Below are 16004 nucleotides of genomic sequence, written 5' to 3'. Positions count from 1 at the left end.
TGGCCGGCACCCCACAGATCGGGGGCAATGCCGGCCAGCGGCCGGCACTACCGATACGGGCGTCAGCTCGACAGATGCTCGATCGCCGCCACCTTGCCCAGGCGCTCGCCCAGCATCGTCAGCAGCGCCAGGCGGTTGCCACGCAGTGCCGGATCTTCCGCGTTGACCATCACGCCATCGAAGAACGCGTCGACCTGCGGACGCAGGCGCGCCAGGCGTGCCAGCACCGCCACATAATCCTTCTGGTGCAGGCTGGCGCCGGTGTCATCGATGGCGGCGGTCACCGCTTCGGCCAGCGCGCGCTCGGCATCTTCCTGCAGCAGTGCCGCGTCGATCTGCGCCGGAATCTCGCCCTCGGCCTTGCGCAGGATGTTGCGGATGCGCTTGTTGGCCGCGGCCAGCGCCTCTGCCTCCGGCAACGCGGCGAAGGTGCCGATCGCATCCAGGCGGCGATCGAAGTCGTACAGCGAGGCCGGCTTCAACTCGGCCACCGCGTTGAAGTGCGTGGCCGGCACGCCCTTGTCGCCGTAGTAGCCCTTCAGGCGGTCGAGGATGAAGTCGTACAGCTCGCCGATATCGGCCTGCACGTTGCGCGCGGCCAGGCCGGCATTGGCGCTGGCCATCAGCGCGCGCAGGTCCAGTTCGAAGCCGCTTTCGATGATCGTGCGGGCCAGGCCCAGCGCATTGCGGCGCAGCGCGAACGGATCCTTGTTGCCGGTCGGCTTCAGGCCTGCAGCGAAACCACCGGCCAGCGTATCCACGCGTTCGGCGATGGCCAGCACCTTGCCCAGCGGCGACAGCGCGATGTCGTCACCACCGAAGCGTGGCTGGTAGGCCTCGTCGATGGCCAGCGCCACGTCGGCCGATTCGCCACCGGCCACGGCGTAGTGGCGGCCGGCGATGCCCTGCAATTCCGGGAATTCGTTGACCATGCGCGACTGCAGGTCGTTCTTGGCCAGCTCGGCAGCCCGCTTGGCCTGCGCCGGATCGGCACCGACCTGGGCTGCGATCACTTCGGCCAGTGCGGCCACGCGCGCCACCTTGTCGGCCACGCTGCCCAGCTTGGCCTGGTAGGTCACCGTCTTCAGGCCGTCGCCCATCGACACCAGGCCCTGCTTCAGGTCCTCGTCGAAGAAGAACTTGGCATCGGCGAAGCGCGGGCGGATCACCCGCTCGTAGCCCTTGGCCACTTCGGCCACGTCCTTCGATTCGATGTTGGCAATGCCGATGAACTTCTCGGTCAGCGTGCCGGCGGCATCCAGCACCGGGAAGAACTTCTGGTTGATCTCCATCGTCTCGATCAGCGCTTCCTGCGGCACCGCCAGGAACGCGCGTTCGAAGCTGCACAGCACCGCCGACGGCCATTCGACCAGGTTCACCACCTGCTCCAGGTTGTCTTCGGTGATGCGGGCGCTGCCACCGGCCTTGGCCGCAGCGGCCTCGACCTCGGTGACGATGCGCGCGCGGCGCTCGCTCGGGTCGACCAGCACGAACGCGGCGCGCAGCGCTTCAACGTAGTCCTGCGGCTGCGCCAGCGACACGGCCTGGTCGTGGTGGAAACGATGGCCACGGCTGGCGCGGCCGGCCTGCAGGCCGAACAGTTCGGCCTCCACCACGTTGGCGCCGTGCAGCAGCACCAGCCAATGCGCCGGGCGGGCGAAGCCCCAGGCGTGGTCGCCCCAGCGCATCGGCTTGGGAATCGGCATCGCCGCGATCGCCTCGCGCAGGATGTCCGGCAACAGGCTGGCGGTGCTCGCGCCCGGGGTCACCGCGCGGTGCACGAAGCGCTCACCCTTGTTGTCAGTGGTCTTCTCCAGCGCAGTCCAGTCGATCCCGGCCTTGGCGGCGAAGCCCTGCAGGGCCTTGGTCGGCTGGCCTTCGGCGTCCAGCGCGATGTTCAGGTACGGGCCCAGCACTTCGCTGTGCTGTTCCGGCTGTTCCAGGCCGACGCCCGGCAGCAGCACGGCCAGCCGGCGCGGGGTCGACAGCGGGCGGGCATCGCCCAGCTCCAGCGCGACGCCACGCTTGCGCAGGCCTTCGACAACACCGTCGAAGAACGCCTGGGCCAGGCCCGGCAGCGCCTTGACCGGCAGCTCCTCGGTGCCCAGTTCGATCAGCAGGGGGGACAATTGGCTCATCGGTTCGATCCTGTGGTGGGGGCGCAGCGCGCAACGCGTCCGGCGCCCCGGAGTAAGGGGGAGAGCGCGGCCTTCAGGCCTTCTTCGCGCCCGGGAAGCCCAGCTTCTCGCGCTGCTCGTAATACGCCTTGGCCACCGCCTGGGCCAGCGCGCGCACGCGCAGGATGTAGCGCTGGCGCTCGGTCACGCTGATCGCGCGGCGCGCATCGAGCAGGTTGAAGGTGTGGCTGGCCTTCATCACCTGCTCGTAGGCCGGCAGCGGCAGGCCCACTTCCACCAGCTTCTGCGCTTCACGCTCGCAGGCATCGAAGCGGTGGAACATTTCGTCCACGGCGGCGTATTCGAAGTTGTAGGTGCTCTGCTCCACCTCGTTCTGGTGGTAGACGTCGCCGTAGGTCACCGGCTGGCCGTCCGGGCCGTAGGTCCAGACCAGGTCATAGACGTTGTCGCAGTTCTGAAGGTACATGCACAGGCGCTCGAGACCGTAGGTGATCTCGCCCAGTACCGGGCGGCACTCCAGGCCACCGGCCTGCTGGAAGTAGGTGAACTGGGTCACTTCCATGCCGTTGAGCCAGACTTCCCAGCCCAGGCCCCACGCGCCCAGCGTCGGCGATTCCCAGTTGTCCTCGACGAAGCGCAGGTCGTGCACCAGCGGATCGATGCCCAGTGCCTTCAGCGAATCCAGGTACAGCTGCTGGATGTTGTCCGGCGCCGGCTTCATCGCCACCTGGTACTGGTAGTAGCGCTGCAGGCGGTTCGGGTTCTCGCCGTAGCGGCCGTCGGTCGGGCGCCGCGACGGCTGCACGTAGGCCGCGTTCCAGCTTTCCGGACCGATCGCCCGCAGGAAGGTGGCCGGGTGGAAGGTACCGGCGCCCACCTCCAGGTCGAGCGGCTGGATGAGCACGCAGCCCTGCTGGGCCCAGAACTGGTTCAGGGTCTGGATCAGGCCCTGGAAGGTGATCGGAACGGTCGGGGTCGCGGACATGCGTACGAGTCTTGGCCGGCAAGGGGGTGCGCTAGTATAACGGCCGACCTGCGGGGCATTCCGTACCCGGGAGGAGCAGGCAGATGGAACATCGGCTGCCGGTGGGCACGCCCGGCGAGCCAGGCGGCGTCCCGCTGCCGTGGGGCCGCCTGCATTTCGAGCAGGTCGGTGCGGCGCTGCTGGCCGACGGCCTGGTTGCCGAGCACGAGGGCGAGCGCATGCGGTTTTCCGCACAGGGCGCGCGCAATGCCAGTGAAGTGCACCCGCTGGTGCTGCTGTCCAACCTCAAGCTGGCCACCCGCGACGGCGGCGAACTGACCCTGGAACGCCTGACCGAATGGCTGGCCCAACGCACCGGCAGCCGCTACCTGCGCATCGATCCGACCCGGGTCGACGTCGCTGCGGTCACCGCGCTGGTCTCCCACGCCTATGCCCGTCGCCACCGCTTCCTGCCGCTGGCAGTGGATGCCGAACGGGTACTGGTGGCCACCAGCGAGCCGCTGGTGCAGGAATGGCGCCGCGACCTGCAGCACCTGACCCGCCGCCGCATCGAGCTGGCGGTGGTCAATCCGCTCGACCTGCACCGCTACACCATGGAGTTCTACGGGGTGACCCGTTCGGTGCGTGGCGCGCGCGGCGACGTCCGCGGCGAGGCCAACACCACCTTGCCCAGCTTCGAGCAGCTGGTCGAGCTGGGCCGCACCGGCGACGTCAATGCCGACGACCAGCACATCGTGCACATCGTCGACTGGCTGCTGCAGTACGCCTATGAGCAGCGCGCCTCGGACATCCACCTGGAACCGCGCCGCGAGATGGGACGCATGCGCTTCCGCATCGACGGCGTGCTGCACAAGGTGTTTGAGGTGCCGCCGGCGGTGATGACCGCGGTGGTCAGCCGCATCAAGGTACTCGGCCGAATGGACCTGGCCGAGCGCCGGCGCCCGCAGGACGGCCGCATCAAGACCCGCTCGCCGGGTGGCCGCGAGGTCGAGATGCGCCTGTCGACCATGCCCACCGCGTTCGGCGAGAAGTGCGTGATGCGCATCTTCGACCCCGATGCCGCCTTCAAGAGCATCGACCAGCTCGGTTTCAGCCCGCAGGAGGCCGCTGGCTGGAATGCCCTGGTCGAGCGCCCGCACGGCATCGTGCTGGTCACCGGCCCGACCGGCTCGGGCAAGACCACCACCCTGTATTCCACGCTGAAGCGGCTGGCCACGCCGGACGTGAACGTGTGCACGGTGGAGGACCCGATCGAGATGATCGCCCCCGAGTTCAACCAGATGCAGGTGCAGGCCAACATCGACCTGGACTTCGCCAGCGGCGTGCGCACCCTGCTGCGGCAGGACCCGGACATCATCATGATCGGCGAGATCCGCGATCTGGAGACCGCGCAGATGGCGGTGCAGGCGTCGCTGACCGGCCATCTGGTGCTGTCCACCCTGCACACCAACGATGCACCGTCGGCGGTCACCCGCCTGCTCGACCTGGGCGTGCCGCACTACCTGCTGGCCAGCACCCTCAACGGCATCCTCGCCCAGCGCCTGGTGCGTACCCTGTGCCCGCACTGCAAGCAGCCGCACACCCTTGCTGCTGCCGACTGGGCGGTGCTCGCTGATAGCCAGGCTGCATATCCAGATGCCGCCACGCCCTGTCGTCCGGTCGGTTGCCTGGAGTGCCGGCGCACCGGATTCCTCGGCCGCATCGGCCTGTATGAGTTGCTGCCATTGGGCTCGCGGCTGCGCGGGCAGATCCGCGCCGACATGGATCTGGCCGGTTTCACCCGTGCCGCGCGCGCTGAAGGGCTGCGAACCCTGCGCCAGGCCGGGCTTGAAAAGGTGGCGCAGGGGCTGACTACAATCGAGGAAGTCCTGTCAGTGCTGCCGCCCCCGGATGAACCCAGCCCCCTTCCTGATCCTTGAAACCGGCCGCCCGGTACCGTCGCTGCGCCGCTACGGGCGCTTTCCGCACTGGATCCGCGTCGCCGCCGGGCTGGAAGAGCACGAGACGGTGGTGGTCGATGTCGAACACGGTGGCGCCCTGCCCGATCCGCACGGTTTTGCCGGCGTACTGGTGACCGGCTCGGCCGCCTTCGTTACTGACCACGCCGACTGGAGCGAGCGCAGCGCGGCGTGGCTGCGCCAGACCGTCCACGCCGGCCTGCCGGTGTTCGGCATCTGCTACGGCCACCAGCTGCTGGCGCATGCGCTGGGCGGTGAGGTGGCCTACAACCCGGCCGGGCGCGAGTCCGGCACGATCGAGCTGGAGCTGCAGCCACAGGCGGCACAGGATCCGCTGTTCCAGGGCCTGCCGCAGCACTTTGCCGCCCACGCCACCCACCTGCAGACCGTGCTGCGCGCGCCCGACGGTGCCGAGGTGCTGGCACGCTCGCCGCTGGATGGCTGCCACGCGTTCCGCTGGGGGCGCCAGGCCTGGGGCGTGCAGTTCCACCCCGAATTCGCCACCCACCACATGCGCGGCTACGTGCGCGCCCGCGCCGACTGCATCGGCCGCCACGGCGGCTGTGCGCGCAGCATCGAGCGCGCAGTCAGCGCCGCACCGCTGGCCCGCCAGCTGCTGCGCCGCTTCGTCCGACAGGCGCGGCTGTCTTCAGCCCAGCCGGCGGCAAAACAGGGATAATCAGCGGCACGGGCAACCGCCCGTCCCCTCCTGTCCTTCCCGGATGTCCATGAAAGAGATTCGCAAGCTGCCGGCCTCGGCGGGCGCCCAGTGGTTGCTGGATACGTTCTCGCTGTATCGGCGTGCGCCGCTGCAGCTGGCCAGGATCGGCCTGGCCTGGCTGCTGGTGAGCTGGGTGGTCACCCTGTTGTCGACGCTGATTCCCGGCGCCGCCGGCATGGCCGTGCAGCTGATGACCCTGGCCATCTCGCCGATCATGTTCGGCGGCATGCTCTACGCCGTGGGTGAGATCGACGAAGGCCGCCCGGGCCTGTCCTCGCACCTGCTGCAGCCGATCCGCGACCACCGTGTCAGCCACCTGCTGGTGCCGCTGGCGATCCAGGTGCTGGCGGTGCTGCTGCTGGGCGCGTTGCTGTTCATGATGATCGGCCGCGAAGGCTTCACCGCCTTCAGCGAGGTCATGACCAAGATGGAAGAGATCAGCCGCAGTGGCCAGCAGATCAAGCCGGACGATGCCGCGGCGCTGGTCGCCAACCTGCCGGCCAAGCGCATCGCACTGTGGATGCTGCTGGTGTTCCTGAGCGCGGTGGCGCTCTCGCTGGCGATGTTCACCCAGCCGGCGCTGGTGGTGTTCGACAAGCAGAGCGGCATGCACGCGCTGCGCCTGAGCCTGCAGGGCTGCATCGAGAACATCGGCGCGATGATCGTGTTCGCCGTGCTCGGCCTGATCGCCGCGTTCTGCATCTACATCCTGTTCGTGATCGTGATCCAGATCGCGATGCTGATCGGAGGCCCGCTGGCCGCCGCCTTCATCGCCCAGCTGGTGCTGACCACGGTGCTGATGCCGCTGTATGTCGGCGCGGTCTACGCCGCGTGGAAGCAGATGTTCGTGCACCGTGGCAGCCGCGCAGCACCGCCGGTCCCGACCACCCCGGCCTCAAGCGACATCTTCCACGCCTGACGAAAAAGGGGACGGAGGGGATTAAGTCGTTTGTGCCACTGTGCCGATAACGACTTAATCCCCTCCGTCCCCTTTTTTAGGCGGCGGGTTTCTTCACCGCCGACGATGGCACCAGCCAGCGTGCGGCGTGGATGCCCAGCTCGTAGAGCAGGCACATCGGGATCGCCAGCATCAGCTGCGAAACCACGTCCGGCGGGGTCAGCACCGCCGCCAGCACGAAGATGCCGACGATCGCGTAACCACGTCCTTCCTTGAACTGCTGCGGCGTCACCCAGCCCAGCAGGACCAGGATCACCATCGCCACCGGCAGTTCGAAACTGCCACCGAAGGCGAAGAAGATCGCCAGCACGAAATCCAGGTAGGCATTCGCATCCGGGGTGATCGCGATCACGTCCGGGCTGAAGGTGGTCAGGAAATGGAACACCGCCGGCAGCACCAGGAAGTAGGCGAAGGCACAGCCGGTGTAGAACAGCAGTACCGAAGACACCAGCAGCGGCACCGCCAGGCGCTTCTCACGCGCGTAAAGCCCCGGGGCGACGAAGGCCCACAGCTGGTACAGCAGCCACGGCACCGCCACGAACAGGGCCACGAAGAAGGTCAGCTTCAATGGCGCGAAGAAGGCACCGGCCGGATTGGTCGCGATCATCGTCTGCCCGTTGGGCAGCTGCGAGACCAGCGGTTCGGCCAGCGCGTTGTACAGCTTCTGGGTAAATGGCAGCAGCGCCAGCAGCACCACGCCCAGGCCCAGCAATGCGCGCACCAGGCGGCCGCGCAGCTCCACCAGATGTTCGACCAGCGAGCTTTCGCCGAAATCCTGTTCACTCATGGCTGGCGCTCCGGGCTGCTCTGCGGCGGCGGCGCACCGGCTTCAGGGGGTGTCGCCGGCGTCGGCTCGGGAGCAACGCTCTCCTGTGCCGGCGCATCGGCATCGGGCGCAGCGCTCATATGCGGCGGCAGATCCGCAGGCGCCGGTGCGCGAACCTCCTGCGCCAGCGTATCGCCCTGCTGCTGCGCCTGTTGCGCTTCGCGACGGATCGCTTCACCGCTGGCGCGCAGCTGGTTCTCGGTGTCCTGCATGCCTTGGCGCACGTCCTGCATCTGCCGCTTGATGTCCTCGGCCTGCAGTTCGCGCTCCAGTTCCTGTTTCACCGAATCCCACTGATTGCGGGCACGGCGCACCCACAGGCCGGCGAAGCGGGCCGCCTTGGGCAGGCGCTCGGGACCGAGCACCACCAGGGCGACCACCGCGATCACCAGCAGTTCGCTGAAGCCGATATCGAACACCGCAACCGCTCCGGATCAGCGAGCGTTACGGTCGTGCTCGTCCTGCGCGGTGCGCGAGGCGTCCTGGCTACGCGACTCATCGCCCAGCTGCGCGTTCGGCTTGTCTTCGTCGCGCATGCCCTTCTTGAATTCCTTGACCGCCGAGCCGAGGTCCTTGGCGCCACTGGTCAGGCGCTTGGTGCCGAACACCAGCAGGACGATGGCCAGCACGACCAACCAATGCCAGATGCTGAAACTGCCCATAAAGACGCTCGTTACGTTAGTGATCAGGCTGTCGAGCATAGCGCACCGGGTGTCAGCCGGCGCGCGTGACGAAAGTCAGTTTCCGCCCAGCGTTTCCGTGCGGATTTCGCCGTCGTTGACCGGCTGGAAGCCCTGCTGCTGCGGCGGCGGGTTCTGCGGCACGTTCTGCAGCGGCGCGGTGGTGGCTTCGGTTGGGGCGGCCGGCGCGGCCTGAACAGGCGCCGGCGCAACCGCCGGGGTCGCCGCCGGACGCGGTGCACTGCCACCGTTGCCGTTGCGGTTGTTGCGGGCGGCGTAGGTGGCCTCTTCCAGACGATCACGGAAGGCGACCACGTCCATCGACGGCGCACCGGCGGCGCGACCTTCGAAGATCATGCGCGGCGTGGTGTTGCTGCCGTAGGCGTCAAGGTTGGCGGCATCGTCGATCTGCAGCACCGCACCATCCAGCGCGACGCCCGCGAACAGCCCACGGGCACGCGACCAGGACCAGATCTCGGCCTTCAGCTGGCCGTCGGTGGCGGCGGCGGCATTGCGGCCGACCGGACCGGCGGCAACGCCGGCATCGGCGCCGAGCGTGAACTTGCCGTTGACCAGATTGTCCAGGCTGCGGTCGTTGCGGAACACCAGCACCACATCCGAAGATTGCACGCCGGCCTGGAAGCCGATGCTGCCACCGGTGAGCTTCACGAACACCGGGTTGGACCATGCGCCATTGGGCATGCGCACCGACATCAGGCCGTGGCCACGGCGACCGCCAATGACTAGACCGGCCTTGATCGTGTCGGGAATGACGATGACCGCGCGGCCTTCGTCGAGCAATTTATCCGGAATGCCCTGTTCAGGAATTTCCTGGATTTCAGCCAGCACGCGCACGGCGTTGCGGGCGCGCTGGTCTTCCTGCGGTCCGGCCATGGCCTGGCTGGACAGCAGGCTGGCGGCGATCAGCAGGGCTTGGATCGGGCGACGCATGGCAGGCTCCAGAAGTCAGTCCATAGGAAGATATAGCAAGTGACTGAAATTAGTGGTGTTGCCATGAATCCCCAATGAGCGTTCCCTGCCCGCATTGATGCGCGCTATGCCTGCAATCCGAACCCTGCATCCCGGTGCGGCGCCGGATAGGCGACAATATCGCCCATGCTCGACGCACCCGATACCGCCGTGCTGGCGGTCAACCTAGGCACGCCCGAGACGCCGACGGCCCCCGCCGTACGCCGTTACCTGGCCGAATTCCTGTCCGACCCGCGCGTGGTCGCGATTCCGGCACTGCTCTGGCAGCCGCTGCTGCGCGGGCTGATCCTGCCGCTGCGAAGTGGCCGGTCGGCGGCCAAGTATGCCCAGGTCTGGCTGCCCGACGGCTCACCGCTGATGGTGCATACGCGCCAGCTGGCGCAGGCCATGCAGGCCCTGCTGCCGACCCTGACGGTGCGCCATGCGATGCGTTACGGCGAACCGGCGCTGGCCGGCGAGCTCGACCGTCTGGCCGCCGACGGCGCGCGCCGGATCGTGGTGCTGCCGCTGTACCCGCAGTACTCCACCACCACCACCGCCTCGGTCGAAGACCGGGTCGATGCGTGGCAGCGCCGCAACCCGGGCGTGACCGTGAGCCTGGTGCGGGATTACTCGGTCGATCCCGGCTGGGTCGAGGCCGTAGCCGGATCGATCCGCCGCTACTGGGAACAGCACGGTCGCGGTCAGAAACTGATGTTTTCCTTCCATGGTATCCCGCAGCGCCTGGCCGACGCGGGCGACCCGTATCCGCAGCGCTGCGAGGCCAGTGCGCAGGCCATCGCCAATGCACTGGGCCTGGGCAAGGACGACTGGCAGATGGGTTACCAGTCGCGCTTCGGCCGCGAGCGCTGGTTGCAGCCGTATGCCGAGCCCAGCCTGTGGGCGCTGGCCGAGTCCGGCGTGAAGCAGATCGACGTGGTCTGCCCCGGATTTGCCACCGACTGCCTGGAGACGCTGGAAGAGGTTGCGCTGGGCTTCACCGAAACACTGGCCGAGCGCGGTGCGACGATGCGCTACATCCCCTGCCTCAACGCCGAGCCGGAGCATGCACGCGCCCTGGCACGGCTGGCCGTGTCCTCGCTGGCATGAGCCTGCAACCGTTTGAACTCCAGGTCGGGGGCGCACGCGTCGCCGGCCTGCGCAACCACGGCGGCGGCCCACGCGTGCTGGCCCTGCATGGCTGGCTCGACAACGCCGCCAGCTTCGTGCCGCTGGCGCCGCACCTGTCGGCGTTGCAGCTGGTTGCCATCGATCTGCCCGGCCACGGTCACAGCGCACACCTGCCGGCGGGTGCCAGCTACACCACGGCCGCCGCGATCTGCCACGTACTCGATGTCGCCGACGCGCTGGGCTGGGACCGATTCAGCCTGCTCGGCCATTCAATGGGTGCCGGCATTGCCAGCCTTACCGCCTCGGTCAGCGACCGTGTTGATCGGCTGGTGGCGATCGAAGCACTCGGCGGCCTGCGCGGTCCCGAGGAAGAAACGGCGCATCGCCTGCGCGAGCATGTGAACGCCACGCGGGCGTTGGCACGCAAGCAGCTGCGCGTGTTTCCCGATCTGGCAGCGCCGATCCGCGCGCGGATGATGACCAACCAGCTCAGCGAACCCTGCGCACGGCTGCTGGTCGAGCGCGGCGTGGAACCGGTCGAAGGTGGCTACCGCTGGTGCAGCGACCCGCGCCTGATGCTGCCCACCGCGATCCGCCTCAGCGAAGGCCAGATCGACAACCTGCTGCAGGCCATCGCCTGCCCGACGCAGGTGATCTATGCCACGCCGGCGCAGTCCTACTATCCCGAGCCGATGCGCAGTGATCGCCTGCAGCACCTGCGTGATGGACGGCTGGCCGTGTTTCCCGGCAACCACCACCTGCATATGGAAGACCCGGCACGCATCGCCGGGGTGATCCTGCGCTTCCTCGGCAACGACAACGCCGGCTGAGTCGCAGCGTCCGCGCACTTCATTCTGCGCAGTTGCGGCCGATACATCGGTTGCGGGCCACTGCGTCCGCAGCACGTGGGCCCGGTCGGGCCTGCGGCGTGTGTCTGGTCCTGCAAGGAAGTCCGCATGCCCGCTCCATTGCTCCGTCACCCACAGGATGTGGTCACGGCGCCCCGTCTGCGCGACGTTGATTGCGTCGCATTCCCCGAATTCCCGGTCCATGCCCTGGCCACGCACTCGTGCGTGCGCCACCGTGTGGCCGTAGCCGTCTGCTGATCCAGGAGTCGCCGATGTCCGCTGCATCCACTCGTCCCCCCGATACCGCCCGCCTGCCGCATCTGCAGCAGCTCGCCCACCGCGCTGACCGCCGATTGCTGATCGGCAGTGCGGCACTGGCGGTGGCCGGCCTGGTGCTGGCCCTGCGCGGGCCTCATGCCCTGACCGCCTCGCTGGTTGCGGCCGCTGTGCTGCCTGCCATATGGCTGGCCGGTCCCAAGGCCGGCCATTGCGTCACCCGCAATGGCCTGGCGCTGTTGTTGTCGCTGCAGCTGGCAGGGCTGTGCGCGATCACGGGCCTGTCACCGGCGTTGCCGATTGCACTGCTGCTGGGCGTGCTGTTGAGCCATCGTGATCGCCTGCCGGTATGGCTGGCCGGTGGCATCGGCACGCTCGCGCTGCTGGCGCCGTTGCAGGACGGTGCCGCGCTGTGGCCAACGCTGCTGCAGGCCAGCATGTTCGCGGGCCTGACCTTGTTCCTCGGCCAGGTCGCACTGCGCCTTCGGCAGCAGACCGAGGCCCTTGGCCACGGCCCGCGTCGGCTTGCCGCGCTGGCACGCGACATTGCCACCGGTGCCGATCTTGGTGCACATGCCGACACCAGCGCCTATGCACCGGGTTCACTCGCCCACGCCCTGGCCGACACTGCACGCCACGTGCAGACCCAGCGTGGACTCGAGGCGGCGGCGCATGCCGAGAATGCGCAGATCCGCCAGGCGCTGGATGCCTCGCGCACTGCGATGATGATCGCCGACAACGATCACGTGATCCGCTATGTGAACCGCTCGGTGGTGGCTCTGCTGCGCAACCAGCAGGCGACACTGCGCCAGGCCTTCCCTGACTTCGATGCCGAACGCCTGGTCGGCAGCAGCATCCATCGCTTCCATGCCAACCCGGACCGCATCCGCGCCATCCTCAATGGCCTGCAGACCAGCCACAACGGCAAGGTACAGATCGGCCCGGTGCACTTCGCCCAGGTGGTCACCCCGGTGTTCGATGCACAGGGCATGCGCCTCGGCTTCGCCGTGGAATGGCATGACCGTACCCAGGAGCTGGCGCTTGAGAACGCCGTGGCCGGCATCGTCGCTGCTGCCGCTGCCGGCGATCTGGGCCAGCGCCTGCAGGCAACCGAAGGCGCCAGCTTCCTCGATGGCCTGACCGGTGGCATCAACCAGCTGCTCGATACGCTGGGCAGCACCGTCGATGAAGTACGGCAGATGCTTTCGGCGCTGGCCAACGGCGATCTTGATCGGCGCATGCGCGGTGAGTACCACGGTGCCTTCGCCGCGATCCAGCGCGATGCCAACGCCACCGCCGGCCAGCTGGCGCGCATGGTGGGGCGCATCCAGCAGTGCGCAGCCTCGATCAGTACCGCCGCCAGCGAGATCGCTGCAGGCAATGGTGCGCTGTCCGAGCGCAGCGAGCGCCAGGCGGCGCACCTGCAGGAAACCGCTGCCTCGATGGAGGAGCTGACCGCCACCGTGCGCCAGAATGCTGCGCATGCGCGCGAGGCCAGTGAGCTGGCTGCGTCCACGCAGAGCGCCGCCAGTGATGGCAACACCGCGATGCAGCGGGTTGTCGACACCATGCAGGCGATTGAAGGCGCCTCGAAGCGGATCGGCGACATCACCGGCGTGATCGACGGGATCGCCTTCCAGACCAATATCCTCGCGCTCAATGCGGCGGTGGAAGCCGCGCGTGCTGGTGAACAGGGCCGTGGCTTCGCCGTGGTGGCCAGCGAGGTGCGCGTGTTGGCGCAGCGCTCCGCCGCCGCCGCACAGGAAATCAAAAAGCTGATCGATGAGGCAGGCCGGCAGGTGGGCGAAGGTGCCCAGCTGGTGGCCGACGCCGGCAAGCGGATGCAGGGCATTGCCGGCGGCGTGGAGGATGTCAGCCACCTGATGCGCGAAATTTCCGCAGCGTCGCAGGAGCAGTCGACCGGCATCGAGCAGATCAACCAGACCGTGGTGCAGATGGACCAGGCCACGCAGCAGAACGCGGCGCTGGTGGAAGAAGCCACCGCGGCCGCACGCGAGCTGCAGTCGCAGGCGGGGACGCTTACCGAGGCGGTATCGGTGTTCCGCCAGCAGGAACCGCACGAGGTCCCGCGGGCCGCCTGATCCGGGCCTGCAATGCGATCCTGGTCAAGACGGCGCCCGCAGGGCGCCGTTTTTTTGCCTGCTTCTGCGTGATGGGTCAGGAAAAGTCCGCTTCCGGATCTGCCGTGAGGAGCGGCCAGCCCTGTTTGGCGCCGCATCCACACACGGCGTGGATCTACCGGTAGTGCCGGCCGCTGGCCGGCAATCGATTGGTAGCGGCCAACCTTGGTTGGCGCAATGCTTCCTCGTGGACGGCATCCACGCATGGCGTGGATCCACCGGGCGATGTAACGCCATCGGGTTGCCGGCCAGCGGTCGGCACTACCCACGTTTCCTGCGCACAAAGAAAAACCCCGCTGCGTCAGCAGCGGGGTTTTGGGTATAAACCCTGGCGATGACCTACTCTCGCATGGCTTGAGCCACACTACCATCGGCGCAGCTGCGTTTCACTTCCGAGTTCGGGATGGGATCGGGTGGTTCCACAGCGCTAATTTCACCAGGGAGGCTTTTGGAGTGTCGCACTCGTCCCTGCGGACAAGGCGCCAGCCTCGCATAGTTCTTGTGACATAGCGTGCACTTGGATGCTCTTACGACGCTGTCGTAAAGCCAAGGCAACTTGAGGTTATATGGTCAAGCCGCACGGATCATTAGTATCAGTTAGCTCAATACATTGCTGTACTTACACACCTGACCTATCAACCACGTAGTCTACATGGTTCCTTCAGGGGGCTTGTGCCCCGGGAGATCTCATCTTGAGGCGCGCTTCCCGCTTAGATGCTTTCAGCGGTTATCGCTTCCGAACATAGCTACCCGGCAATGCCACTGGCGTGACAACCGGAACACCAGAGGTTCGTCCACTCCGGTCCTCTCGTACTAGGAGCAGCCCCTCTCAAATCTCCAACGCCCATGGCAGATAGGGACCGAACTGTCTCACGACGTTCTGAACCCAGCTCGCGTACCACTTTAAATGGCGAACAGCCATACCCTTGGGACCGACTACAGCCCCAGGATGTGATGAGCCGACATCGAGGTGCCAAACACCGCCGTCGATATGAACTCTTGGGCGGTATCAGCCTGTTATCCCCGGAGTACCTTTTATCCGTTGAGCGATGGCCCTTCCATACAGAACCACCGGATCACTAAGTCCTAGTTTCCTACCTGCTTGATCCGTCGATCTTGCAGTCAAGCACGCTTATGCCTTTGCACACAGTGCGCGATGTCCGACCGCGCTGAGCGTACCTTCGAGCTCCTCCGTTACTCTTTAGGAGGAGACCGCCCCAGTCAAACTACCCACCATACACGGTCCCCGACCCAGATAATGGGCCCAGGTTAGAACGTCAAGCACGACAGGGTGGTATTTCAAGGATGGCTCCACCACAGCTAGCGCCATGGTTTCATAGCCTCCCACCTATCCTACACAGACGAACTCAACGTTCAGTGTAAAGCTATAGTAAAGGTTCACGGGGTCTTTCCGTCTTGCCACGGGAACGCTGCATCTTCACAGCGATTTCAATTTCACTGAGTCTCGGGTGGAGACAGCGCCGCTGTCGTTACGCCATTCGTGCAGGTCGGAACTTACCCGACAAGGAATTTCGCTACCTTAGGACCGTTATAGTTACGGCCGCCGTTTACTGGGGCTTCGATCAAGAGCTTCGCCTTGCGGCTGACCCCATCAATTAACCTTCCAGCACCGGGCAGGCGTCACACCCTATACGTCCACTTTCGTGTTTGCAGAGTGCTGTGTTTTTGATAAACAGTCGCAGCGGCCTGGTTACTGCGACCCTCTTCAGCTATAGCTCGCACGAGCCACCAAAAAGGGTGCACCTTCTCCCGAAGTTACGGTGCCATGTTGCCTAGTTCCTTCACCCGAGTTCTCTCAAGCGCCTGAGAATTCTCATCCTACCCACCTGTGTCGGTTTACGGTACGGTCTGCGTAAGCTGAAGCTTAGGAGCTTTTCCTGGAAGCGTGGTATCAGTGACTTTGCCATAAAGGCTCGTCTCGGTGCTCGGTCTTAGAGGATCCCGGATTTGCCAAAGATCCAAACCTACCGCCTTTCCCCAGGACAACCAACGCCTGGTACACCTAACCTTCTCCGTCCCTCCATCGCACTTACGCGAGGTGCAGGAATATTAACCTGCTTCCCATCGACTACGACTTTCGTCCTCGCCTTAGGGGCCGACTCACCCTGCGCCGATTAACGTTGCGCAAGGAAACCTTGGGCTTTCGGCGTGCGGGTTTTTCACCCGCATTATCGTTACTCATGTCAGCATTCGCACTTCCGATACCTCCAGCAGACTTCTCAATCCACCTTCAACGGCTTACGGAACGCTCCTCTACCGCGCATACGAAGTATGCACCCCAAGCTTCGGTTCTGTGCTTAGCCCCGTTAAATCTTCCCCGCAGACCGACTCGACCAGTGAGCTATTACGCTT

General features: G+C 66.3%; 12 protein-coding genes and 2 rRNA genes (1 of these 14 cut by a window edge). 6 read left to right on the top strand and 8 right to left on the bottom strand.

Going from position 1 to position 16004, the window contains the following annotated elements:
- Positions 1-62: 62 nt before the first annotated feature.
- Together glyS and glyQ are read right to left on the bottom strand one after the other, a co-directional pair.
- Positions 63-2138 (bottom strand): glycine--tRNA ligase subunit beta, encoded by a 2076-nt coding sequence (gene glyS, locus ROV93_RS15485; protein ID WP_072168859.1) that lies wholly within the window; start codon positions 2136-2138, stop codon positions 63-65.
- Positions 2139-2211: 73 nt separating this feature from the next.
- Positions 2212-3123, bottom strand: coding sequence for a glycine--tRNA ligase subunit alpha (gene glyQ, locus ROV93_RS15480; protein WP_072168858.1), 912 nt, complete (start codon positions 3121-3123; stop codon positions 2212-2214).
- Positions 3124-3206: 83 nt separating this feature from the next.
- On the opposite strand from glyQ, the gene ROV93_RS15475 reads away from it, so the two are divergent.
- Genes ROV93_RS15475 through ROV93_RS15465 form a run of 3 tightly spaced genes read left to right on the top strand, consistent with a single transcriptional unit; the run spans position 3207 to position 6721 of the window.
- Complete coding sequence (locus tag ROV93_RS15475) at positions 3207-5042, top strand: GspE/PulE family protein (protein ID WP_072168857.1); 1836 nt, start codon at positions 3207-3209, stop codon at positions 5040-5042.
- Positions 5014-5760, top strand: a complete 747-nt coding sequence (locus ROV93_RS15470; protein WP_072168856.1) for a glutamine amidotransferase — start codon at positions 5014-5016, stop codon at positions 5758-5760. Before ROV93_RS15475 ends, ROV93_RS15470 begins: the two co-directional genes overlap by 29 nt.
- A gap of 49 nt (positions 5761-5809) precedes the next feature.
- On the top strand, positions 5810-6721 hold the full coding sequence (locus ROV93_RS15465; protein WP_072168855.1) for a BPSS1780 family membrane protein: 912 nt from the start codon (positions 5810-5812) through the stop codon (positions 6719-6721).
- A 76-nt stretch (positions 6722-6797) separates the two neighbouring features.
- On the opposite strand, the gene tatC is transcribed toward ROV93_RS15465, so the two are convergent.
- The 4 genes from tatC to ROV93_RS15445 form a co-directional block, all read right to left on the bottom strand.
- Positions 6798-7547, bottom strand: coding sequence for a twin-arginine translocase subunit TatC (gene tatC, locus ROV93_RS15460; RefSeq protein WP_005420449.1), 750 nt, complete (start codon positions 7545-7547; stop codon positions 6798-6800).
- A complete protein-coding gene (gene tatB / locus ROV93_RS15455) occupies positions 7544-8005 on the bottom strand; it encodes a Sec-independent protein translocase protein TatB (protein WP_072168854.1) in 462 nt (153 codons plus the stop codon). The genes tatC and tatB overlap by 4 nt, the downstream gene beginning before the upstream one ends.
- 15 nt (positions 8006-8020) lie before the next feature.
- Positions 8021-8248, bottom strand: coding sequence for a Sec-independent protein translocase subunit TatA (gene tatA, locus ROV93_RS15450; RefSeq protein ID WP_005420453.1), 228 nt, complete (start codon positions 8246-8248; stop codon positions 8021-8023).
- A gap of 75 nt (positions 8249-8323) precedes the next feature.
- Positions 8324-9217: a YSC84-related protein gene (locus ROV93_RS15445; protein WP_061480672.1), complete on the bottom strand. Its 894-nt coding sequence runs from the start codon at positions 9215-9217 to the stop codon at positions 8324-8326.
- Between the two features lie 165 nt (positions 9218-9382).
- Between ROV93_RS15445 and hemH the strand changes: the two genes are divergently transcribed.
- The 3 genes from hemH to ROV93_RS15430 all read left to right on the top strand — a co-directional run bounded on the left by hemH (position 9383) and on the right by ROV93_RS15430 (position 13592).
- Positions 9383-10345 carry a ferrochelatase gene (gene hemH, locus ROV93_RS15440; protein WP_065177801.1) on the top strand — a complete coding sequence of 321 codons (963 nt, stop codon included), beginning with the start codon at positions 9383-9385 and terminating at the stop codon, positions 10343-10345.
- A complete protein-coding gene (locus ROV93_RS15435; protein WP_065177800.1) occupies positions 10342-11196 on the top strand; it encodes an alpha/beta hydrolase in 855 nt (284 codons plus the stop codon). Before hemH ends, ROV93_RS15435 begins: the two co-directional genes overlap by 4 nt.
- A 290-nt stretch (positions 11197-11486) precedes the next feature.
- Positions 11487-13592, top strand: coding sequence for a methyl-accepting chemotaxis protein (locus ROV93_RS15430; RefSeq protein ID WP_072168853.1), 2106 nt, complete (start codon positions 11487-11489; stop codon positions 13590-13592).
- Positions 13593-13957: 365 nt separating this feature from the next.
- On the opposite strand, the gene rrf is transcribed toward ROV93_RS15430, so the two are convergent.
- A 5S ribosomal RNA gene (gene rrf / locus ROV93_RS15425) occupies positions 13958-14072 on the bottom strand.
- A gap of 125 nt (positions 14073-14197) precedes the next feature.
- Positions 14198-16004 (bottom strand): 23S ribosomal RNA (locus ROV93_RS15420); it runs 1071 nt beyond the window's last position.

The organism is Stenotrophomonas maltophilia group sp. msm4, from assembly GCF_032025605.1.
GTDB classification, from domain to species: Bacteria; Pseudomonadota; Gammaproteobacteria; order Xanthomonadales; family Xanthomonadaceae; genus Stenotrophomonas; species Stenotrophomonas sepilia.
This window is presented reverse-complemented; position numbering and strand designations above follow the sequence as displayed.